This is a genomic window from Neobacillus niacini (genome assembly GCF_031457145.1).
GTDB classification, from domain to species: domain Bacteria; phylum Bacillota; class Bacilli; order Bacillales; family Cytobacillaceae; genus Neobacillus; species Neobacillus niacini_J.
This window is the reverse complement of record NZ_JAVDVZ010000007.1, coordinates 187,953-210,989: the sequence shown is the minus strand read 5'-3', so window position 1 is coordinate 210,989 and position 23,037 is coordinate 187,953. Positions and strand designations below refer to the sequence as shown.

Here is a 23,037-nt window from a genome sequence, read left to right as displayed (position 1 = left end):
TTGTCTTTACGTGGGCTACCACAAGTCCCGCTACTACATCAGGCCGAAGCCTTCAGCTTTGCATGTCTATTTTTCATGATGATGATTTTCTGTGGAGCTTGAAGGAAGTGTTTTCTTTCGAGTCCTTCAAAGGCATTCTTTACATGTTTTCGAACGATATTAAAGGCGCCATTTACATCTGCATGGATTAGAACTTTTGAGCCCTTAATTTTGTAGAAAGCTCTAGTGCTTCGATACCCACTAAAAATGGTTTGATGTTCTTCTCCGAATGTTGGAATGGGGTCATGATTCAAGAAACTAGACTTGGAAGTAAAGCTTTCTTCCCTATCAATAACTTGAACACCTTTTCGCTCAGCTTTGTATCGAATCATTTCAATGAAAGTCGCATATGGAATTTGGATGAAGGTTTGCTTATTTGCCTTTTGCATATCAACCTCCAATTTCCAGCCAACATTCCTTCCAATGATAATTGTATCGATGTTTCTTTCTAGAGCAATTTCCACCACTTTAGCGCTAGCTTTATGCATAAAATCCATGACTCGGTTATTTCTTTTTCGATCCAACGATATCATTCGTTTAGTGTTAAAAATCCCTTCTTTGGGACTTTTCCCATTTCGAATAATACTCATGTACTTGCCCTTTAATTTGTTATAGTATTGATTGATCGATTTTAACCTTGTGCCCTTGATAAGGAGAGGCTTTAGCCCCATATTATCGACGATAGTTGCCAGGTTATCAACGCCCAAATCAATACCCATTACTCGTTTAGGCTCAAATACAAATTCATTAAATTGCTTTTCACTACGATGAATTTCCTTGTCTTGTGTACCTTTAAAAATGACTTCCACTACATAGCGGCCATAGGAGGGGACAATTCGAACCTGTTGTAGTTTTCCTTCGGAACAAGCAACCTTACCCAAGCTTAATTGAAGATGGGTTCCTGGTAATTTAAGAACATTACCTTCTTTGATCCTTGTTATTTGATTGGTTAAATAACACGTGGTTCTTCCATTTTTCTGTTTATATCTTGGAATCTTTGGCTTACCGGAAAAGCTGGCAGGATTGATTTTATATTTCTTAAAGGCTTCGAAGAAACTTTTCCAATCATCATAAACTTTTTTCATCGTTTGTTGATTGGACTGGGAGGGCATAGAAGTGTAATCTACTTGTTTCATCACTTTAAATAAGGCTTCCACAAAGCCATATCCAATAAATGATTTTTTATGATGGGGCATCTCAAATGGCTTCAACTTTGAATCAATTAATTTGCCGCTTTTATCTACTTTCTTAGCTTTCATCTTTGCTATTTCATAGCTTTTCTGGCGAATCTCATTCATTTTACTTAAATGTAATTCAATATCCATTAGAACCTGGAGTTGATTTTCATTTTTCATTTCTTTATTTAGAGCCGTGTAAACCTGTCGAATATAGTAATTGGTAATGTTGTACAAATTTTTTGCTTTAAAACATAGAGTATCACAGTAATCAAACAATTCATGGGCCGGATGTATTTGTATTTTATAGGCACTATACATTTCGTTCACCTCCTCACAAAGAACAAACGTTCTATTTATACTTTCATTATAACAAATAGTTTGATAGAAAGTATAGTAGGAGCCCTGACTTTATCCAAAAAAATACAGCTTATATCCCCATATCTAAAGCTAGAGGTTTTACGCTGCTTTTTGATAACATAAAAAAGTGCACCTTTCAAAGGTACACATCATTAAATATTATTTATTGATTTGCTTTTTTAACCATTCCGCAACTTGAACGGTACATTTCCCTGACTATTTCCTATTTAATTTATTCTCCATAAATTTTAATAAATCTTCCATTAATTCTTCCTTCTTAAGTGCAAATTCAATAATTGTTTGAATGTAACCAAGTTTTTCTCCTACGTCAAACCTTTCCCCTTCAAATTCATAAGCAAATACCCGTTGTATTTTATTCAATTTTTGAATCGCATCTGTAAGTTGAATTTCTCCACCGGCACCAATTTCTTGGTTTTCCAAAAACATGAAAATTTCTGGTGTAAAAATATACCTGCCAATAATCGCTAAATTTGATGGAGCGGTACCTAATTTTGGTTTTTCAACAAAATTCTTCACTTGAAAAGAACGTTCTATCTGGTGAAAGGGCTCTATAATCCCATACCTATTTGTCTGGTGGTCCGGAACTTTTTTCACACCAATAACAGTGGAATGTGTACGATCATATTCATTGATTAATTGTTTTAAACAAGGGGTTTCTGCTTGAACAATATCATCACCTAGCAAAACGGCAAAAGGTTCATTACCGATAAATTTTCGTGCACACCACACAGCATGACCCAGGCCTTTTGGTTGCTTTTGTCTTATATAATGTATATCAATCATTCTCGATGGTTCCTTAACCTTTTCTAATAGGTCGAACTTCTCTTTCTTTAATAGGGCTTGTTCCAATTCGAAGGCAGAATCAAAATGGTCTTCAATCGCACGTTTTCCTTTTCCGGTAACGATAATAATGTCTTCGATTCCAGATTCGATTGCTTCTTCAACTATATATTGAATCATTGGTTTATCTACAATCGGCAACATTTCTTTTGGCATAGCTTTTGTTGCTGGTAAAAATCTTGTTCCGAGCCCGGCTGCCGGGATAATGGCTTTTTTTACCTTATGCATTTTTAGTTCATCCTTTTATTATTATAAATAACTTTTGAATGGTTTGAAGTATTTACCTTCACGACATTTCAATGGAATTGAGACCATATTGAAAAAAAAATTGAAAAAGAAAATAAAGTTGAAATTTTTGCATAATGTTATTTGAATAGAGTTCGATTAGATAATACACTTGGGTCATCTGGGCGATATTCTCCAGCTTTCTCATTGTGTTCACAAGATTTTTCAAGGTCCCCTAATTCCCAATAACAAATACATAATTGCAAATGGGGATACCAGGTAGAGTAATCTAGATTTTGAAATCCCCCAGTGTCTGTTTTTTTATTCTCTAATGCAGCGTGATACCATTTGGCTGCAGTTTCAAACTCCCTCTTCTCCATGAAAGAATTACCCATTTTGCAACAAAATTCTGGTCTGGGCCAATCATATTTTAAACTTTGAAGTAATGAATTCATTTCATTATCCTTCTCTCCAAGTGCTTGATAACATTCGGCTTTACTAAAACAGGCCATTATTTCGTCTTCGACCCAAGCATTCTTTGTTGCTAAAAATTTATCGTAATATCTAATTCCTTTTCTATATTTTTGGTGATCCTTCAATTCATTTGCGTAATAATACAAATCTCTTGGTGCAAAGACTTCTCCTTTTTTCAATCGATTCTCATAAATTGTAATGTTCCTGCGTGAGGGAATATTCTGTTTCATGTCCCGATTATGCGAGACCGCTATATCCGAATGTATAATATTTCCCCGTACTTCCAAATATTCATGTACCGGTCCATGCCATCTGAATTGATTTGATCGTTTCACAAGACGATTTCTTCTAAAAATGAAATTTGGATTTCCTTTTTCGTCAAAGCCATAATGATAAATCATTGACACAGCATCAATGGTCGAATTTAGGTCATTTTTTAAAGCCTTTAATTTCTCAAGATCATCTTTTTGTATAGAATCATCTGCATCTAACCATAAAATAAAATCCATTGTAGCGTTACTAAAGGCATAATTCCGAGCCGCAGAAAAATCGTCAATCCATTTATAATCAATAATCCGGTTCGTAAATGTCGAAGCGATTTCTTTCGTTTTATCCGTTGAGCCAGTATCAACAATAATAATCTCATCACATACTTCTTTTACACTATTCAAGCATTGCTCTAAAACTTCCTCTTCATTTTTTACAATCATACAAAGACTAATTGTTGGCACAAAAAGATCACCTCACAATAAAGAAAATGGTCTTTACGAATTACACGATTAACTGTTTCCCTTTCGGCGTTCCTCAACTATTTTCTTTATAGATTCTACATTCCCATTAGCCGTAGCATATCTCCACCAAAGCTGGTTACTCTGTTCAATATTCGGATTTCCTGCTGAACCAACGAATGGATGCCAACAATGATTAATCGTATGCTCAAGACGAATAGACGGTCCACATAATGTATCTATGGCAAATGTAAAACATTCATCCTCACGTCCCCAGCCAATGAATCGATCATCAAAACCGCCAACTTTTTCAAAATTTTCTCTTGTCACTACTAATAACTTTGCTCCTTTGTAAGGCTGGAAATCAACAAACTCAAAATCAGTAATTTCAGTCTCTATCGGCCATTTTGGTTCATTATGGAATATTTCTATAGATTGATTATTAGAAAGATTCCGGACATATCGAAATGGTATAACCCAAGCATACTCATTTAGTAATTTTGTTGCCTCTAAAAGAATTTGGGGATCATAAAAAATGTCACAATCCGCTATCACAAAAATGTCATTCTTTGCTCTTTTTGCCCCATTATTTATCGCTTCTGACCTATTGTAAGGATTACTATCAGTTTCAATAATACAAATTTCTGTTTCAGGTAACATTGCACGATAAAACTTTTTAATCCACTCAAATGCAAGTGTTCTAGGACCAAAATCATTTTTAAATGGGATTATAATTGAGACACGTTCTAACACGCTATCACTCCTGAATACGAAGTTTATTCTTTGTTGAAATTCTTTATAATATATGACTTCTTAAAGGAAAACGTTAAACACATTCCAAAAAAATATACACATTGTAATTTGGTTAAACATACTATTTAAATGTCTCCTATTACAAACATTTATAAGTAACGTTATTCCAAGGGGTGAAAATTTATGTCGATTGAAGCAAGCGTGATCATTCCTGCGTTCAATCGGGTCCATCAAGTAAAATTGACTTTAGCTTCTTTAGAGAATCAGACTTATCCTTTAGACCGATTTGAAGTCGTTATCGTTAATGATGGTTCTAGCGATGAACTTGAACAATTTATTAAAGATTACCAAGCTGAATCTCCTTTTCCTTTGATTTATACATCAACGAAGAAACAAAGAGGAAGGGCTGCTACAAGAAATCAAGGTGTGAAACATTCAAATGGTCCTATCCTAATCTTTTGTGATTCTGACTTTGTCGTATTCCCCACCTTCATTGAAACATTCATAAATGGACATGATTCTAAAGAAAATGTTTCCCTATCTGTCGTACCTGAGTCGTGGATTGGTGCTTATACTCATTATTATCCGGAATTTTCAAGCTGGGAAAAAGACATGATGAAAACACGATTGACTCCATATGAATTATGGAAAAATTCCTTCTTACGTTCATCTGAAATTATTTCAATCGTAACTCCGGAAGATATTCGAGAAAGAAATTATCAAAAATTACGGTTGGTTTCAGACTGGTTATTACATGAAGAAGTTAAAGAGGAATGTAAAAAAACAGATGTTGCCCCATGGATGCTCTTTATAACAAGAGGGGTATCAGTGGGGAAGAAGTATTTCCTCCGTGCTGGCGGCTTTAACGAAGAGTTCTTCCATTATGGTCTTGAAGATTGGGAACTTGGTTACCGACTTTCGAAAATCGGAGTAGAATTTCGGAGTATTGACAACACGGTAGGATATCATCAGGAGCATCCCATAAGTTTCCGCGGGGTTGATGGAAATGCAGAAAATCTAAAAAAGATTTTTAAGCGACACGGGCTTAGCGATCCCGAAATTTGTATGATGGCACTCCATCACCCTTGGAAAGATATTTATGGATATAAAAATAGCTTAAGGAAAATAAAAGAACAAACATCCCATATTATCTCAAAACCATTACTAGCAAAGAAGAATCACGATCAAATCATTAGGCTAAAGACAAACGAAACACTTCACTTGGACACACCTAATCCTGCAGATAATCAAGTACCATTTTACTATTGGGATTATCACCCTACATTTGAAACAGACCAGTTCACTAAGTCTGTAACGCATAGTCATATTGGAGAAACTGATTGTATGTGGCTAAACGAAATTCCTTATGGCGGATGGGGGGAACCAAGCGGACTCATTTTCTACTTGTCAACCTTTAAACTTGATAAACCTACGCATATTCATTTCTTCCTACATTTCGCAGATGATGCTGCCATCGTTTATCTTGATGGAAAACCAATAGCATATAAAGGGGGATATTTCGAACGGGGGATAGTAGAAAACGGCTACGACTTACCGCCTGAAAATGGAACACTTTTCCTAGAAAAAGGGAAACATACTGTTGTGATAGAAGCTGTCAATGCCTATTACGACAATTCAGCTAACCGTGCAGGTGTTGGTTTTACACTCATTGATTGGACAGGGGGAACCAAATTAGTTTCAACATCGAATATTAATCAATGGAGTAGTACAGGATATGTAAAATTGCCACCAAAAGGAACATATCAAACGACAGGTAAGTATCATGTCTTGCTTCAATCAATATTTTTGGATCAAAACAATGTTTCTGTAAAGAAACATCTGCAAATACAGGTAGATTAAAGGTAAAGACCCGCATATGATATGCGGGTCTTTTTCTTACTATTTAGCAGTCATAATGATTACTATTTGTTACAATCCACTAATTCATGATAGATAGCCAAATAGTCATCGGTCATCTTGTTAACTGAAAAACGTTCAATTACATATCTCCGAAGCTGATCAGGGTATGGAAAGGAATTTGCACGAACTTTTTCTATCATTTCTTCAACGGAATGACAGATAAAATCTGGAAATTGTTCCAAAATTTCAGGGACTGCACCATTTGGAAACGCCAGAACAGGTGTTCCGCAAACCATCGCTTCTATCATGGCAAGGCCAAAGGGTTCCTCCCAAACAACTGGGAATAATAGACATTTTGCTTTCTTTAATATTTCTTGTTTTTGTTTTCCTGCAATGGTTCCTACATACTCGATATTTGGGTTTGATTGTATCCTTGGCTTATAATCCGTTTCAAAAAGATACTGATCATGTATAGGGCCTGCTATAATGAGCCTATCATTTGTCTTCTCTACAACGTCCAAGGCATACTCAAGTCCTTTAAATTGAACCAATCTGCTAAAAAAAAGAACATAATCTTCTTTCTCATAACTAAAATCATATTCCGATGGATAAAGTCCATTATAAACGTATCTTTCGTTTGGACTCCCTAAAAATTCTCTTGCGCGTTTACTAATAAATACTTGATTGCTTACCCCATTGCCATGATCAACGTGTATGGTGCATAAGGTTGGTATAGGTAAGTTCAATTTCCCAATGAGAGAATCATGGGTATGATCATGGATAATATCAATATTCTCAGGTAGTGTATTTATAACACGACTGACCATCTCCTCAAACTGCCAAATACCATCATGCTGGTAGGAAATAAGATTAGCACTGGTAGAACTTCCACGGGGTGCATATACATAAACTTCATGTCCTCTTTTTACCAGTTCCTCAGTTAAATCATAAACCACTTTTTCAATCCCACCATAGCCATTAGGTGGAATTGGAAAAACATCCGGGGCTATTTGCACAATTCTCAAAGTAACATCACCTCCACCCCCAATATATTCAACTCCCATTGGTTTCGTTACGTTTGATAAAAAGCTGAGCATACGATTACAGTATCATACTTTAATATGTGTCCAAATAGTCAATATAAAAGGTCAACCAAATTTTGGTTGACCTAAATAATCGTTAACTCATAGTTTTAGATTTTTTTAATCGATAGTAATACCTGCACTTGCAACTCCTACAACTGATTGTGCCTCAGTTATACCAGTAGATACCACAGTAAATACCATTATTAAACGATCTCCTGCTGCAACTGGCACATTTATTGGTGAAAGTACATTTGAAACATTTGTACCTACAATCACCACTCCTGTTAATATTGGAGATAATGATACAAGCGTTCCTGGAAGTGGCTCAAATATATTCGAGTTAGAGGTTTGTGATTTCCAAACTTGGGCTTGAATAGTTGCTTTTCCGGAACTAAGGTTAATGTCTTTTCTAATACTAAAGAAACCTCCTACTGACGTAATCGCCCCAGGACGAGGTACTACAAAAGCATTGTTAACAACACCTTGTAGATTTATAGTAGCTCCACCAAAACCTGCATTAGTAAAACTGTCACCAAATGCAATAACAGCACCAGTATCGGCCGAACCACCAGCTACAGAAATTATTGTAACCTCACTACCCGATGAATATGGAATAATTGCACTGTGGCCTGTTGGTCCTCTAGGTCCTGTCGGTCCTGTCGGTCCTGTCGGTCCTGTCGGTCCGGTTGGTCCCGTTGGTCCTGTCGGTCCTCTAGGTCCGGTTGGTCCGGTTGGTCCCGTTGGTCCTGTCGGTCCGGTTGGTCCCGTTGGTCCTCTAGGTCCGGTTGGTCCCGTTGGTCCCGTTGGGCCTGTTGGTCCCGTTGGTCCGGTCGGTCCGGTTGGGCCTGTCGGTCCTGTTGGTCCGGTTGGTCCCGTTGGTCCGGTCGGTCCGGTTGGGCCTGTTGGTCCGGTTGGGCCTGTCGGTCCGGTTGGTCCCGTTGGTCCTGTCGGTCCGGTTGGTCCTGTTGGTCCTGTTGGTCCGGTCGGTCCTGTCGGTCCTGTTGGTCCGGTTGGTCCCGTTGGTCCCGTTGGTCCGGTCGGTCCTGTCGGTCCTGTTGGTCCTGTTGGCCCTGTTGGTCCTGTCGGTCCTGTCGGGCCTGTCGGGCCTGTCGGTCCGGTTGGTCCGGTTGGCCCTGTTGGTCCTAGTGGTCCTGTCGGTCCGGTTGGTCCGGTTGGTCCGGTTGGTCCTGTCGGTCCGGTTGGTCCGGTTGGTCCGGTTGGGCCTGTCGGTCCTGTTGGGCCTGTTGGTCCTGTCGGTCCTGTCGGTCCGGTTGGGCCTGTCGGTCCTGTCGGTCCTGTCGGTCCTGTTGGTCCGGTTGGTCCTGTCGGTCCTGTCGGTCCGGTTGGTCCTGTCGGTCCGGTTGGTCCTGTCGGTCCGGTTGGTCCTGTCCGTCCTGTTGGTCCTGTCGGTCCTGTCGGTCCGGTTGGTCCTGTCCGTCCGGTTGGTCCTGTCGGTCCTGTCGGTCCTGTCGGTCCTGTCGGTCCGGTTGGTCCTGTCCGTCCTGTCGGTCCGGTTGGTCCTGTCGGTCCGGTTGGCCCTGTCCGTCCTGTCGGTCCAGTTGGTCCTGTCGGTCCGGTTGGTCCTTTTCGTCCTGTCGGTCCAGTTGGTCCTGTCGGTCCGGTTGGTCCTTTTCGTCCTGTCGGTCCAGTTGGTCCTGTCGGTCCGGTTGGTCCTTTTCGTCCTGTCGGTCCAGTCGGTCCAGTTGGTCCTGTCGGTCCGGTTGGTCCTTTTCGTCCTGTCGGTCCTGTTGGTCCTGTTGGTCCGGTTCGTCCGGTTGGTCCGGTTGGTCCGGTTGGTCCGGTTGGTCCGGTTGGTCCGGTTGGTCCGGTTCGTCCGGTTGGTCCGGTTGGTCCGGTTGGTCCGGTTGGTCCGGTTCGTCCGGTTGGTCCGGTTGCTCCTGTTGCACCAGTTGCTCCGGTTGCACCAATTGCTCCAACTGCTCCGGCTGGTCCTGTCGGCCCTGTTGGTCCGGTTGGTCCTGTCGGTCCGGTTGGCCCAGTTGGCCCGGTTGGCCCGGTGGGTCCTCGCTTAGCTTTATTGTTCCTCTTTCTTCTTAAACAATCGTCATTATTACAATCACAATGATGATCATGACATTCACAATCATCATCATGCCCATTGCATTTTTTGCAAGACAAGAAAATCCACCTCATTTCTTATTTACCCTATAAAATATTAAACTTTAGTTTCTTGGCAACGGCGATTACCCCAATTTCAACTCAAAAATTATATTTTATTAAATCGGGTTACCTTCATTAATACCGTCTAATAAACTAGTGTTAATTAATCACCTACACTGACAGGAAACCTTGCCGTAATACAAATTTCACCTTCACATGCAGTCGGGCAATCGGGATCAGGCGTTCCTGTAAATCCAGGGCATTCAACTGTGATTCGATCAAATCTAGTAAAAGTGAATGCAACACTGCTATCCTCAAACACTCTAATTACCTCTCCAACCAAGTTATTCCCTAAGAAAAATCTAACGCGGATAAATGGTGGACTGCCACAATCAAAACTGACAAAACCAGAAGCGAAAAATTGATCAAAACCTCCCGTTTCAAAAACAGTTTGAGTTTCCCCGTGTGGAACAGACCATTCAACACATATGCATTCTTTGATTAGCTTCAGATCACATTTCTTTTTGTTTGAATGACAATCATCATCATGCCATTTATTCTTACGACATTTTTTCAAACCCTTCATCTCCTATTTTAAAAAATTATTAGGTCATGTTTTACAATATTAATAAGGGACATGTAGTGAAACGGCTATTTCCTCATTTTGGTCAGGCTTTTTATTAACTTAAATTCTATTTGTCCATTTATGAATGAAGTTTATTTAAATAAAGTCCAATTAATTGAAAAAACAGGTCCCGTTTCGGACCTGTTTTAATGAAACAATTTGATTTACTGTTTTTAACTAGTTTTTATGTTTACTGTTTAATATCTTTTTACTCTTTAAAATGTAGAAACCAGTATTCATGTAAGAATGGCTGGAAAAAACAAAAAATTTCTAATTCCCTTTTTGGTACTTTAAACGAGCTAGAATTCCCCCGCTTGATCCGTAGTATACAGGCGGAGATAAGAATATTTATTTTCACAGAAAAAACTTAGGTATTACTGTATTGGTAAAGTTTTACCTTTTATACAGTAATTTCTAAGTTCTAATTTATTTCAATTTGACTAATTAAATCAATTTCGTATTGTCCACTTACTTCCGAGTCTAAATTTGATTTAAAGATGGCTATGGAAGAATAATTGGATAGATCAAATGCGTAGGATGGTGTTTCAAATAAAGGATATGATTCGACCATACTTGTAAATTTATTGTACGCTCCTAATTTCAAACCAATCTTTTCCCCCTTTTCAACTTCAATAGAAACACGACCATATTGATGATCACCAAAGTTTGATTGCCAAATGACCGCTTCTTGAAATCCCGACGTTATTGCAAAATTCCCACAAATACTATCTTCAAACTCAATCGGGGGATGTTCGCATTTTCTAACACAGGTATCAGGAAATACTTGGAAGCCACAAATACAACCAATATCAAATGAAATGCATACATCAGTAGGTATAAGAACAAATTCGTCACAACAAACCTTACATTTTTTTAATTCTCTTGCCGTAACACATTTTTTATCATCATCAAATTGGTTTAGCAATAAAAACTTAGTACTAAAAATTCCGTTTACACAGTGATTATTACCTTTTAGAAAAAGTAAGACTGGAATCCCCCAAGGAATTTTACGTATATCATGTATGCTAGTCAGCAATTACCCATAATCCTCCTTTTATTTTTGTCTTTTTCTATATATGTGTATATTATGAAGGATTATCTTTTAAGTGTGCTAATATCGGGAAATGTGCATATGACTAGCTATTTGACCTTATTTTTCATCCCAACTTAATTTCTATCCGAGCTATTTTTGATGAAAGATTTACATTTTGACCTTTTTTATTTGAATCGGCAATGGCCGCCATGGCAGCTGCAACAATATGAGCCTGAATTGGCCTATTATTCACCAAAGAACAATTTGGTTTGTATATCCGACCTTTGCGGTATTATGGTGGTCTTTAGCGATGTATTTTAAATGGTAGCGTTCAAATTCGGGAAGGAATCACTCACTGCCACATCTTTAAATAATTCATCTACATGATTCTTTAACTTCTTCACTTTAATCCCTCCATAAATAAAATTAATGAACGAGTTTTAAACCAACGACCGAAATAATAATACCTAGAATACACGCTAAGCGAAGCCAGCTCTTCGATTCTTTAAAGAAAACCATCCCGACTACTGCAGCCCCTACTGTTCCGATACCTGTCCATACCGCATAGGCGGTTGATAACGGAATCGTCTCCATTGCCCGAACGAGCAGCTGGAAACTCATAATAAATCCACCAATTAGAATTAGATAATTGACAAAGTTACCTTTATCGGCCGTTCTTTTTAAACCGATAACCCCAACGACTTCAAATAATCCTCCAAAAATAAGCATCAGCCAATCCATTAAACCTCACCCTCCTTATTTGTTAATTTCAAGCCAATGATACAAACCAATAGTAATAAAATAAGGGCGATTCTTAATGGACTAACAGAGCCATTCTCAAAGATAACTTCAACAATCACGGTCCCAATCGTGCCAATTCCCGCAAATACGGCGTAAACCGTGCCTACAGGTATCACTTTTGTTGCCCTAATAATTAAGTCAAAACTTAATAAAATCGCAATAAGAACAACAAGGGAGGGAACTTCTTCATATTTAAATCCGCTTGCCCAGACAATCTCAAGAAGTCCTGCAAGAATAACGAAAAGCCATGCTGTTGATTCGTTCGTCGCTTTTGATTTTGTTATCACTTTTGATTCATTCATCGATAATTAATTCCTCTCTTTCTTTGCCTTTTCCATCTTACAAAATATTTGCATATACTTCCATTTGAACGTATCATGCTTATTGAAATATTCTTTTTTCTAGGATCGGAGTATACATTGTGAACAAAAATCAAGAAGGTCTCAAGCCATTCATTTCCCTCATATTATCAACGAAAATTCCTAAGCTTGCATTAGGAATCGGGTTAACTGCAAGTCTTATTACAACATTTGCTGGTCTCCTTGTTCCAGTACTAACGAAAAACTTAGTGGATGGTTTCTCTGTCTCTGCCTTAAGTGTTCCGCTGATGATTGGAATTGGTGCTGCTTTTATTTTTCAAGCCATCATCAGTGGTGTATCCATTTATCTGCTTAGTTTTGTCGGTCAGAAAATTGTCGTTCGTCTGCGTGAACGGATGTGGATGAAAATGATCCGTTTACCGGTAAATTATTTTGACAAACAATCAAGCGGTGAAACCGTCAGCAGGATTGTCAATGATACAAGTGTGGTCCGTGATTTAATATCGAACCATTTTCCACAATTCATTTCAGGGATTATTTCGATTATCGGTGCGATCGTAATTCTCCTTATTATGGATTGGAAAATGACGTTATTAATGTTAATATCTGTTCCCCTTACATTTATTATTATGATGCCCCTTGGAAGAAAAATGGCGAAAATCTCCCGCGGTTTACAGGATGAAACGGCTGCTTTTACTGGTCAGATCCAACAGACGCTCAGTGAAATCCGTTTAATGAAAGCCTCTACTGCGGAACAGCATGAAGAAACAACAGGATTATCAGGAATTGGAAGATTACTCGGATTTGGTCTTAAAGAGGCACGCATAACGTCTTTAATTGCTCCCTTCATGTACCTAGTTGTCATGATTGTGATTGTGATGATTATTGGGTACGGTGGAATGAGAGTTGCCGATGGAACGATGTCAACGGGTTCCCTTGTTGCTTTTTTGCTCTACCTCTTTCAAATTATTTTTCCCATTACTAGTTTCGCCATGTTTTTTACCCAGTTACAAAAGGCAAAAGGTGCAACCGAGAGGATTATTGATATTTTAGAGCTGCCTTTAGAAGAAGGACAGGAAGGGTTGGAAATAGATATTACCAATAAGCCTATTCATGTAAGGGATGTTTCTTTTTCCTACAGTGCGGATGAGCCTGTCCTTGAAATTGTGTCATTTGAAGCACAGCCCGGTGAAATGATTGCCTTTGCCGGACCAAGCGGCGGGGGCAAAACAACGATGTTTGGTTTACTTGAACGCTTTTACGAGCCAACATCAGGGCAAATACTGGTTGGTGAAACCCCCATCACAAATTTATCGATTGAATCTTGGCGTAGTCAAATTGGTTATGTATCACAGGAAAGTGCCATGATGGCAGGAACCATTCGTGAAAATTTATGCTATGGTTTACCTGATAAAGAAAAGATCTCAGACGAAAAACTTTGGAAAGTAGCAGAGATGGCCTATGCAGATGAATTTATCCAATCCTTTACAGATGGATTGGATACAGAAGTTGGCGAACGCGGGGTAAAACTTTCTGGCGGACAAAGACAGCGTATTGCGATTGCACGGGCTTTTTTACGTAACCCCAAAATATTAATGATGGACGAAGCGACAGCAAGCTTAGACAGCCAATCCGAAGGAATCGTCCAACAAGCATTATCACGATTAATGGAAGGCAGAACAACCTTTGTGATCGCCCACCGCTTATCAACCATTGTGGATGCGGACAAAATCATTTTTATCGAAAAAGGGAAAGTCACTGGAATCGGAACCCATCACGAATTAACACAATCACATGATTTATATCGAGAATTCGCTGAACAGCAATTAACCAGCGGAGACATAGAAAATAATAAAGGTGCATTAAGCTGAACTTAATGCACCTTTTACATTCTAATGCTGGGGTTGCTTCTCTGTTATAGAGATTTGCGCCCCTTCTTCTTTTACTTTGAAAAGCGGAATCACCAATAAAGTTCCAATTAGAAATAACACGCCTGATAAAGTAAAAACTCCGGATATGGTCAGCGGTATTTTTACAACACCTGCTACCGACATTCCAATCACCATCATCCCCATAAATAGCGGACTAAGGACACCATTCACACGCCCAATGAAGGCTTCTTCTGAATATTTAAGAATTATTGTGTTAATCCCAATATGAATACATGGGAAGAACATACCGTTTAATACCTGTAAAATGATCGTTATCACAAAGCTTGTTGACCAGCCTATCCCCACCGTAAACACCATACTGGCGAAAATCCCGAGGGCAAGGAGCTTTTGCGGAGAGATTTTTTTAGAAAAAGCCATCACGATACCGCCGCCGGCTAACATACCAATTCCATTCGCCATGAGCAGCCATTGCAAAGATTCCTTTGGCAGCCCGAGTTTTTCCATCGCTACAAAAATCATTAATGGTGAAATCAACCCGACAGCTAAGCCACATGAAGCAAAAATACCACCCATTGATTTCAGTATCTTATTGGACATCACATAGCGGAATCCATCTGCCAGCTCTTTCTTAAAGTTATTTTCAACATTTGCTTTTTCCTTCTCTACATCACGTGGAAGAAACATCAGTACAAGACCTGAAAGTAAAAACATCGTTCCCATCACACCAATAGATACATATATACCATACTTTTGATAGACAAGTGTTCCGATAACGGGCCCAATGACCATGAAGATTGCCATCAACGATTGGAACATAGCCATAACGGATTGCAATTGTTCGCCAGGAACATGCTGCTTTAATAGTTTCATCGCAGAAGGCATAGAAAATTGTGATAGAATAGCTGAAACAAACGTTGCTAAAAAAATCGCCTGCCAGGATCCAAAAAGAAGTGCTAACAAGACGAATCCAATTGAAACGGCAGACAACATATCACACCAAACCATTGTAAGCTTGGGCTTCCATCGATCTGCAAATGTCCCACCAATAAACGAAAAGATAAAGATAGGTGTAAACTCAACAACCGAAATCAATGAAACATAGAACGGATCGTTATTTGTAATATCAGTAACGTATAATAAAATGGCAAAATTTCTAATCCAAATACCTAACTGCAGCAAAAAATTTGAACTCATAATCGCCAATACAATACGATTTGCAAAGATATTTCCTGTAGAAATGGCTGATGAGCCCTGATTACTATTTTGCATGGTATTCCTCCCCCAAAACATTTATATAGTTATTTTTGCCAAAATTCTGCATAATCATATCATACTGGAAAACATATTTCATCAAAACCATGGTCATTTTTAGAAAATTTACAATCGATTTACCATTTATCTGTTGATAGAGTTGTATAAGATTTGATAAGTTAATGAGAGAAGAGTTTTTTAGAGGTGTTGCGCTATGAAAAATCATTGGGGGATTTCTGTAAAAGACCATTTCCTCCACCCAGTCGTATTAATTTTAGCCGTATTATTTATTAAAATTTATGCCTTTCAGGTTATCGTTTTTGAGAATAAATCATTTTTCCATGTGTTATTTGTTGAGTTTCCAATGTGGGCACTATTACTGACTTTCCTTATTATGTTTTTTAAAAAAAGGATCTGGCTGGCTATATGGATTTACAACTTAATCCTATCGGGACTTTTTATTGTTGTCGTCTATTACACCCGGTATTTTTCAACGGTGCCTTCCTATTATGATGTAAAACAAATCTATCAATCCAATTCTGTCGGCGGCACTGTAGCACTGCTCGGCGGTCCCTATGACTTTTTATTTTTCTTAGATGTCGTAGTAGTCCTCCCGCTTATTTGGTTTTTCAAAAAAAATTCCACATCGTTTGCCTTTGCAAAAAGATGGGCAATTGGCTTTGGATGTATCGGACTCATCATGACAATTGTGGCTTTTCGCTATCCGTTAATTGATGTATCCTACTTTGCCAAAAAGCATGGCTATATCCAATCGCAGTTCGTTCAAGCATACGAAAACAGCCTTGGAACAGCTCTTGCCAGCCAGGAGCGGTTATCAGAAAAAGAACTTGAAAAACTAAAAGGCAATACGTATGTCCCTGCTGCACAACACGAAAGCTTTGGGATTGCGAGCAATCGCCATGTTTTTATTATCCAAGTGGAATCGTTACAGGGATTTACCATCAATCAAAGTATAAATGGTCAAGAAATTACGCCAAATTTAAATACTCTGTTAAAGGATAGTGCCTATTTCGATAATGTTTACCAACAAATCGGGGCAGGCAATACTTCTGATGCGGAATGGCTTATGCATACTTCCCTCTATCCTGAGGGCATGGATCCAACTGTTAACACGATTGAAGGAACTGAGATCCCTTCTCTAGTCAGGACATTAAAAAAGAATAGCTATGGTACTGCGACCTATCACGCTGATGATATTACCTATTGGAGCCGTGATAAATTATATCCAGCACTAGGATTTGACTATATTTATACGAGTAACGAAATACCGGACGAGAAAGAAATTGGCTTTGGACCTGCAGATGAAGTGCTATTTAATTATATAGAAGAACAACTTCCAAAGCAGTTGAAAACACACGACAGAATGTATTCCAATATTATTACGCTCACAAGCCATACACCGTTTGAAATGCCCGAAGAATATGAGCTTCTTGACTTACCGGAAAACTATCAAGAAACCTATGTCGGCAACTATTTTCAATCGGTTCGGTACACGGATGAACAAATCGGGTTATTTATCAATCACTTAAAGCAGCTTGGGATATATGATGAATCGATTATTCTTATTTATGGAGACCATTCAGGCCTCCATGGTGCACCTGTTACAGAAAATGATAAAGCCCTTTTAAAAGAAGTATTAGGCCATGAATATACTATGCAGGATCGATTTATTGTACCGGTCATCTTTACTGTTCCTGAGTTATTTGAGGGTGAAACATACTCGCACCTTGGCGGTCAAATTGACCTTATGCCAACTCTCTTAAACTTGCTGGGTATTGAGCATGATACACAAATGGTCGGGCATAACTTGTTTCAATACAAAAAGAATCTGCTTGGAATGCGGTATTATCTCCCTGGAGGATCGTTTATCAGTGATAAAACGTTTTACACAGCACCGAGTGCCAAGCTGTCTGCCTCCATATATGACCGAAAAACAATGAAGAAAACAAAGAATACCAAAGGTCTACAAAAAAGTATTGATAATACATTATCACTTATGGAATACTCGGATTATATTCGCAAAGAACAAACAGAAGAATAGCAAAAAGAAGGGGCCTAATCGTTATGAGATTAGGCCCTCTTTTTGGAGAAAGCGGACTTAGTGACCGGAATTCTATTATTATCGGAAAAGTGGGCACTTATACGGGCTATTAGTGACCGGAATTCTATTATTATTGGAAAAGTGGGCACTTATACGGGCTATTAGTGACCGGAACTCTATTATTATCGGTAAAGTGGGAACTAATGAGGGCTATTAGTGACCGCAATATCGTTAAATCTATTAGGGCTATTAGTGCCCTTAGTCTTAGAAGTTCTTAGAAGAATCAATTTTCATCTTTAATTCGTTTCCTCATTGGCGGTAATTCCAAGTATGTAAGTCCTCTCCATATCCACTCCAGCGGTCCAAATTGGAAGTATCGAAGCCACACGACACTAAAGATAAGCTGGATTACATAAACTATTAAACAAACAATAAGAGACTCAAGATAGGAAAGAGCGTCAAACAAGTTAAATACATAACCTGCTAGATAGATAAATACAGTTTGAAAGATATAGTTGGTTAATGCCATTCGCCCATAACTTTTCAAAGGTGATAATAGCTTTTGTACAAACGAGAATTGTAAAAGCAAAATTAGCAGTCCAACATATAACGCCGAAACCAGTGGTCCAATCATAATTCCGATACTTAAAAACATGTAGGTTGTTTCATCTACTCCTCCCTCAAAAAATCCAAAGGGTGCAGATGGAGCATGTTGAAATTGATAAATAAGTCCAGCCATGCTCAATAAAAACATGACCCCAGTAAAAATGGCTGCTTCTTTCAGCTTACCGGCCAACTTTTCAAAAATTCGATATTGACCGGCTGCGATCCCCAGCAGTATTAACGGTACCACCATAAACAATTTAAATGCCATGATACTTAGACTAACAAGGAGTATTAATCCAATACCAAGGTTAATTTCTTTCTTTACTTTGTAGAATGGGAGTAAGAGAAGCCCAGTAACGGCATAAACCGTTAAGGCTTCACCTGGATGAAACTTAACATGAAACCATCCCAAGATAAATAGCGCTGCGATTCTCCGTAAAAACAAAACATAGCCATTTTTCCCCTTCGCATTCGCTCTTGAAATAAATATGTAAAACCCAACACCGAACAAGAATGAGAAAAGGGTATAAAACCTGCCCTCGACAAATAAAAATAGAAACCTTTGATAGGCTGCATCCGCCGACCCAGGAGACGGAAGTTTAACAGCCAACAACGGCAGGATATTGACTAGAATGATCCCCAGCAGTGCTAAGCCCCGTAAATAATCAAGAATATCTATTCGTTTATTACCTTCAGTTGGCTTCATCATCTCACCTCGGGTTAGATTGGTATGAACATATGTATAAGAAAAACCAGGAAAAATACCATTGCTGTTGTCAGATGGAATTTTCGTCGGAATCCGGAAGACTTTTTATGGCGTAAATAGCCTGCTGCTAATGTAACGAATAGTAGGATGATGGCAACATAACCACTGACTAATTTTAGATTAGCAAAGCCAACAGCCGGTGCAACTTCATATAAGTTGATCGCGGCGTGACCAATAATAATCGTTGTGGCAGTAACCGCTATCGGAATATGCCACTTCATCATGACTCGTGAAAATTTTGCAAGTCGAATCTTTACCTGCCTTACGGATGATTTACGAATAACGAGAAAGATGAAATACATATTGATATTAATTAAAAACAGCAGCATAGCAATTTGTGCTAAAAACTGAGCCGTTACCACTAAACTGCTATCATGCGGCCGGAAAAACCAGATATATATAAATGAAAAAACAATTAAGATACTATTTATTACTACCCAAAGTCTATGGTGCAAGCTTTTCCCTCCTTTTTGGACCATTTTGCTGCTTTACAATCATTATATCTGCGATAAATTCATTTTATCAGCGTTAATTCAATTATATCTGCGTTAATCGGAATATATCTGCGTAAATCAAAATATATCTGCGATGGTGTAAAACTCCAATCCTCCAAAGCAACATTTTTATCTTTAAACCAGAACCAAGTTAATGCTCAAATCATATTTTATTACTACAATAAGTATAACAAAAAAAAACCGTGGACCACCTACCACCACGGTTCCATATTATCGCGCCTGTGCGAAAGAGTAATCCATCCTTGTCAGCCATACAAGCTTGGATTATTTTTTGTTATCTTTCTTATAATCGACCTGAGTTTCCATAGCGTTCACGCGAAATGGATTGTTTTGACATGTTCTAAATTTCTATACACAATTTCCCTTTCTGCCGTAATGAGTGTTAATTGGTAATTCGAGACTTTCTGAAGCAGCCCTATTTTTTCACTGCAGTCGCCACCATCTATTACCACAAGCTGATTTTCTAATTTTTTGCACTGATCTTCAAAACTTCTTGCTAATGGAATCGAGGCTGGAGCAGCAGGGAGTGTCTGATTGTTGATGGAATAGGGTGCACTATGCTCTGGATAGGGAATGAGCCATTTAACATGATCCATCGAAATAAACACTGTTTTGTATATTGGTGAGTAAAAAACAAAGTGATTGTTCATGATACTCGTCAAATAGCCATGAATGGATTTATTACCTGTTACATATACCTCGACAAACCTTCCCCTCGCATTCGTCAATATTCCTCGAAATGAAATGGTAAGGGAATCCGGTTCAAGCGGCTTTTCTTCAGGAAGTTCATACACGTCTGAATATTGGTCCATTTTTGCTTCTTTCACCCGCTGAATATGAACGGTCGGAATATAATAGAATCTTTGACTTCTCCCCACATATAAAACCAGAATATCTAATCCAGAATCAACTAATATACCTGAGTAAAAATTCCCACCTGAAATCTCAATTTCAATATTTTTCCCAATTAAACCTTTATATAAAGTCATCTAAAATTCTCCTTTGTTTCTATCTTCTCGTTACTGAAGTGCTCCGCCAAATAACCATGAAACCCAATAATATAAAACAACTAATGTAAACAATGTCGCTGGAGGAATAACAACAAAGGTGATTTTTACATATTCCCACCATGTGATCATGACTTTTCCTTTTCTAACGATGTGCATCCACATTAGTGTTGCGAGCGTTCCCATTGGCAGTAATAATGACCCCATATCGCTTCCAATCACATTAGCTAAATACGAGACTTTCAATGCAAGCGGGCTAAGGTCCATATTCATTAACGTAAGCGTTCCGACCATGAGTGCCGGGTGATTATTAAAGATGTTAGAGAGAACCGTTAATAGTGCTCCCATCATCACACTCGCATGGAGCAGGCTTCCTGATACCATTGGACGCATATAATCAATAAGCAAATCTGTCAAACCAATATTATGCAAGCCATAAATAATGACATACATACTAAATGCGAAAACGAGAATATACCATGGGGTTTTTTTCAGCATATCTACTGGCGATACTTTTAAATAAGCCCATCTCCAGCCTAAAAGGACAAGTGACCCTATCACAGCCATTACCGATACAGGTATGGCAAAGTATGATGCGGCAAATAGACTGAGACGTACTGCAAATACGAATAGGAGGACATTTCTCATAAAGCGAGACCGATCCTTTTCAGAGGCATAAGTTGGACCAGGTTTAAGTGGATGATAGGAACTTTGAGTCAGGCCGGTTACTTTAACAGGAACAGTTTTTGGTATAACCTTTTTAAAGCGAAGAAACAGAAGCCAAACAAGTAACAAAAGACCAAGCGTTGCTGGCACAAACATCATCGCGGTATGCAGCCACAAGTCCATTTCTACTATTTTTAAGGCAATGAGGTTGACGATATTGCTGACACCAATTGGAGCACTCGACGCAGTAGCAATTAATCCACCTGATAATAAATAAGGTATTTTCTGATGATTTTTTAACCCCATATTATTCAATAACATCACAAGAATGGGTGTCGTGATTAAAATACTTCCATCATTATTAAAGAAAAGGGTCATTAGAAAGCATAAAAGGTTGACATACCAGAATAACCGTATACCTGACCCATTTGCTTTAGCAGCGAGTTTCTCCGCTACCCAATTAAAAAATCCAAAGCTTTCTAATACAATAGCCATTACAATCGTTGCCATAATGGTAATCGCTGCACCCGAGATGGTTTCCGCAATAATTCCAAGGTCTGTAAGCGATACACTTCCACTGATTAACACAAAAATCGCACCTATTGTGGCAGGAATGGCTTCGTTAATTCCTCTAGGTCTCCATAGAATAAAGATGAGCGTAGCCACAAAAGCTAAAATGGTCATCCAAACCATAGGTTGAATCATATTTTTCCCCTTCCAATCTAGTTAGTTTTTCATGATGTTTCATGAGATGACTCTACCTCCTCAAGGCCCAAGTCCGCTCTTGTCCCCCCCTTCCATCTATCTCTGTTGTCTGAGTGTACTTTATTTATATGTACTATGAACTGCACTCGCTTTGGGTTTGTACCCTTTTCCTTTATAAATCCACTGGAATCTATGGACAACTATCTTTAATGAACCAACCCAAACCTAAGAAAATTACGTAAAAAAAGACAGGCACGAGGATCTCTCATGTCTGACTGTAAGAAAAAAGGGTAAATACCTAACCTGCCTAGGTATTTACCCTTTTATAATAAGAAGTGATTATAAACTTCTATTTATTAGTGATAAAATATTCCGTAATTCAGTGACAGGCACCTGTCCAGGAGCCGAAGCTTTCTTAGCTGCACCAAAAGTAAGGGCCGATCCAAATATTTCCCCAGCTAAGCGGCTGACAATTCCCTTACCCGCCATTGACATCGTAATAATCGGTCTGTCGGCATATTGTTCAAACATCGTATTTGTTGCCTCTAATAAGGTTAATACGTCCACTGCATTCCTCGGCATAACAGCAATTTTTGGTAAATCCGCTCCCAATTCCTGTGCTTTTCTCAAACGAGCTATAATCTCTTCCTTTGCCGGCGTCTTATCAAAATCATGATTCGAAACAATCGCATAAACATCATTCCGATGTGCTATTTCAATCAATGATTTAACCTCATGTTCATCGGTCAATAACTCTACATCGACAATGTCGACCAGACCAGATTTAGCAATTTCTTTATTTAACTGAAAATAATAATTCTCGTTGACTTCCTTTTCTCCGCCCTCTTTGGCACTGCGGAAGGTAAAAATAAGCGGGATATCTTTTAATATCTTACGAATGGCAGCTAGCGCTTCTTTTACCTTCTCTAAATCTTCCACTTGTTCAAAAAAATCAACACGCCATTCCACGATATCCAAGTCCACGGTTCTTAAAAACACTGCCTCTTCCTTTAATTGCTCTAGATTTTTCCCTACCATTGGAACACAGATCTTTGGTGCCCCTTCTCCAAGCGTAACACCCTTTACCGTTATCGTTTTTTTCATTAA

General features: G+C 38.7%; 20 protein-coding genes. 3 read left to right on the top strand and 17 right to left on the bottom strand.

Annotated features, from left to right (window positions below; genetic code table 11):
- Positions 1 to 38 precede the first annotated feature (38 nt).
- From J2Y03_RS17740 to J2Y03_RS17725, 4 genes are all read right to left on the bottom strand, one after another.
- Entirely contained in the window at positions 39 to 1,535 is a 1,497-nt protein-coding gene (locus J2Y03_RS17740; protein WP_310196218.1) for an RNA-guided endonuclease InsQ/TnpB family protein, read from the bottom strand.
- A gap of 255 nt (positions 1,536 to 1,790) precedes the next feature.
- The gene (gene galU, locus J2Y03_RS17735; RefSeq protein ID WP_310196217.1) at positions 1,791 to 2,663 is read right to left on the bottom strand and encodes a UTP--glucose-1-phosphate uridylyltransferase GalU; all 873 of its coding nucleotides are present in this window, start codon (positions 2,661 to 2,663) and stop codon (positions 1,791 to 1,793) included.
- Between the two features lie 137 nt (positions 2,664 to 2,800).
- On the bottom strand, positions 2,801 to 3,865 hold the full coding sequence (locus tag J2Y03_RS17730) for a glycosyltransferase family 2 protein (RefSeq protein WP_310196215.1): 1,065 nt from the start codon (positions 3,863 to 3,865) through the stop codon (positions 2,801 to 2,803).
- Positions 3,866 to 3,913: 48 nt separating this feature from the next.
- Positions 3,914 to 4,615, bottom strand: a complete 702-nt coding sequence (locus J2Y03_RS17725) for a galactosyltransferase-related protein (protein ID WP_310196214.1) — start codon at positions 4,613 to 4,615, stop codon at positions 3,914 to 3,916.
- Between the two features lie 183 nt (positions 4,616 to 4,798).
- Here J2Y03_RS17725 and J2Y03_RS17720 point away from each other — a divergent pair, with 183 nt between their 5' ends.
- On the top strand, positions 4,799 to 6,475 hold the full coding sequence (locus J2Y03_RS17720; RefSeq protein WP_310196212.1) for a glycosyltransferase family 2 protein: 1,677 nt from the start codon (positions 4,799 to 4,801) through the stop codon (positions 6,473 to 6,475).
- A gap of 62 nt (positions 6,476 to 6,537) precedes the next feature.
- On the opposite strand, the gene J2Y03_RS17715 is transcribed toward J2Y03_RS17720, so the two are convergent.
- The 7 genes from J2Y03_RS17715 to J2Y03_RS17685 all read right to left on the bottom strand — a co-directional run bounded on the left by J2Y03_RS17715 (position 6,538) and on the right by J2Y03_RS17685 (position 12,442).
- Positions 6,538 to 7,491 carry a glycosyltransferase family 4 protein gene (locus J2Y03_RS17715; RefSeq protein ID WP_310196391.1) on the bottom strand — a complete coding sequence of 318 codons (954 nt, stop codon included), beginning with the start codon at positions 7,489 to 7,491 and terminating at the stop codon, positions 6,538 to 6,540.
- A 186-nt stretch (positions 7,492 to 7,677) separates the two neighbouring features.
- A complete protein-coding gene (locus J2Y03_RS17710; protein ID WP_310196210.1) occupies positions 7,678 to 9,699 on the bottom strand; it encodes an exosporium glycoprotein BclB-related protein in 2,022 nt (673 codons plus the stop codon).
- A gap of 145 nt (positions 9,700 to 9,844) precedes the next feature.
- Positions 9,845 to 10,258, bottom strand: coding sequence for an S-Ena type endospore appendage (locus J2Y03_RS17705; protein ID WP_310196208.1), 414 nt, complete (start codon positions 10,256 to 10,258; stop codon positions 9,845 to 9,847).
- 469 nt (positions 10,259 to 10,727) lie between these two features.
- A complete protein-coding gene (locus J2Y03_RS17700; protein WP_310196207.1) occupies positions 10,728 to 11,342 on the bottom strand; it encodes an S-Ena type endospore appendage in 615 nt (204 codons plus the stop codon).
- 121 nt (positions 11,343 to 11,463) lie between these two features.
- Positions 11,464 to 11,592, bottom strand: coding sequence for a hypothetical protein (locus J2Y03_RS17695; protein WP_310196206.1), 129 nt, complete (start codon positions 11,590 to 11,592; stop codon positions 11,464 to 11,466).
- Positions 11,593 to 11,765: 173 nt separating this feature from the next.
- Positions 11,766 to 12,080, bottom strand: a complete 315-nt coding sequence (locus J2Y03_RS17690) for a DMT family transporter (protein WP_310196204.1) — start codon at positions 12,078 to 12,080, stop codon at positions 11,766 to 11,768.
- On the bottom strand, positions 12,080 to 12,442 hold the full coding sequence (locus J2Y03_RS17685) for a DMT family transporter (RefSeq protein WP_310196203.1): 363 nt from the start codon (positions 12,440 to 12,442) through the stop codon (positions 12,080 to 12,082). Before J2Y03_RS17685 ends, J2Y03_RS17690 begins: the two co-directional genes overlap by 1 nt.
- Before the next feature lie 116 nt (positions 12,443 to 12,558).
- On the opposite strand from J2Y03_RS17685, the gene J2Y03_RS17680 reads away from it, so the two are divergent.
- A complete protein-coding gene (locus tag J2Y03_RS17680) occupies positions 12,559 to 14,331 on the top strand; it encodes an ABC transporter ATP-binding protein (RefSeq protein WP_396954220.1) in 1,773 nt (590 codons plus the stop codon).
- Between the two features lie 21 nt (positions 14,332 to 14,352).
- Here J2Y03_RS17680 and J2Y03_RS17675 read toward each other — a convergent pair whose 3' ends face one another.
- Entirely contained in the window at positions 14,353 to 15,621 is a 1,269-nt protein-coding gene (locus tag J2Y03_RS17675; protein WP_310196200.1) for an MFS transporter, read from the bottom strand.
- A gap of 196 nt (positions 15,622 to 15,817) precedes the next feature.
- On the opposite strand from J2Y03_RS17675, the gene J2Y03_RS17670 reads away from it, so the two are divergent.
- Positions 15,818 to 17,665 (top strand): LTA synthase family protein, encoded by a 1,848-nt coding sequence (locus tag J2Y03_RS17670; RefSeq protein ID WP_310196197.1) that lies wholly within the window; start codon positions 15,818 to 15,820, stop codon positions 17,663 to 17,665.
- Positions 17,666 to 17,948: 283 nt separating this feature from the next.
- Here J2Y03_RS17670 and J2Y03_RS17665 read toward each other — a convergent pair whose 3' ends face one another.
- From J2Y03_RS17665 to aroD, 5 genes are all read right to left on the bottom strand, one after another.
- Positions 17,949 to 18,977, bottom strand: a complete 1,029-nt coding sequence (locus J2Y03_RS17665) for a DUF418 domain-containing protein (RefSeq protein WP_310196195.1) — start codon at positions 18,975 to 18,977, stop codon at positions 17,949 to 17,951.
- Between the two features lie 14 nt (positions 18,978 to 18,991).
- Positions 18,992 to 19,492, bottom strand: coding sequence for a hypothetical protein (locus tag J2Y03_RS17660; RefSeq protein WP_310196194.1), 501 nt, complete (start codon positions 19,490 to 19,492; stop codon positions 18,992 to 18,994).
- Positions 19,493 to 19,863: 371 nt separating this feature from the next.
- Positions 19,864 to 20,541: a DUF2642 domain-containing protein gene (locus tag J2Y03_RS17655; protein ID WP_310196193.1), complete on the bottom strand. Its 678-nt coding sequence runs from the start codon at positions 20,539 to 20,541 to the stop codon at positions 19,864 to 19,866.
- 30 nt (positions 20,542 to 20,571) lie between these two features.
- The gene (locus tag J2Y03_RS17650; RefSeq protein ID WP_310196192.1) at positions 20,572 to 21,930 is read right to left on the bottom strand and encodes an arsenic transporter; all 1,359 of its coding nucleotides are present in this window, start codon (positions 21,928 to 21,930) and stop codon (positions 20,572 to 20,574) included.
- A 339-nt stretch (positions 21,931 to 22,269) separates the two neighbouring features.
- Positions 22,270 to 23,034 carry a type I 3-dehydroquinate dehydratase gene (gene aroD / locus J2Y03_RS17645; RefSeq protein ID WP_310196191.1) on the bottom strand — a complete coding sequence of 255 codons (765 nt, stop codon included), beginning with the start codon at positions 23,032 to 23,034 and terminating at the stop codon, positions 22,270 to 22,272.
- Positions 23,035 to 23,037 lie beyond the last annotated feature (3 nt).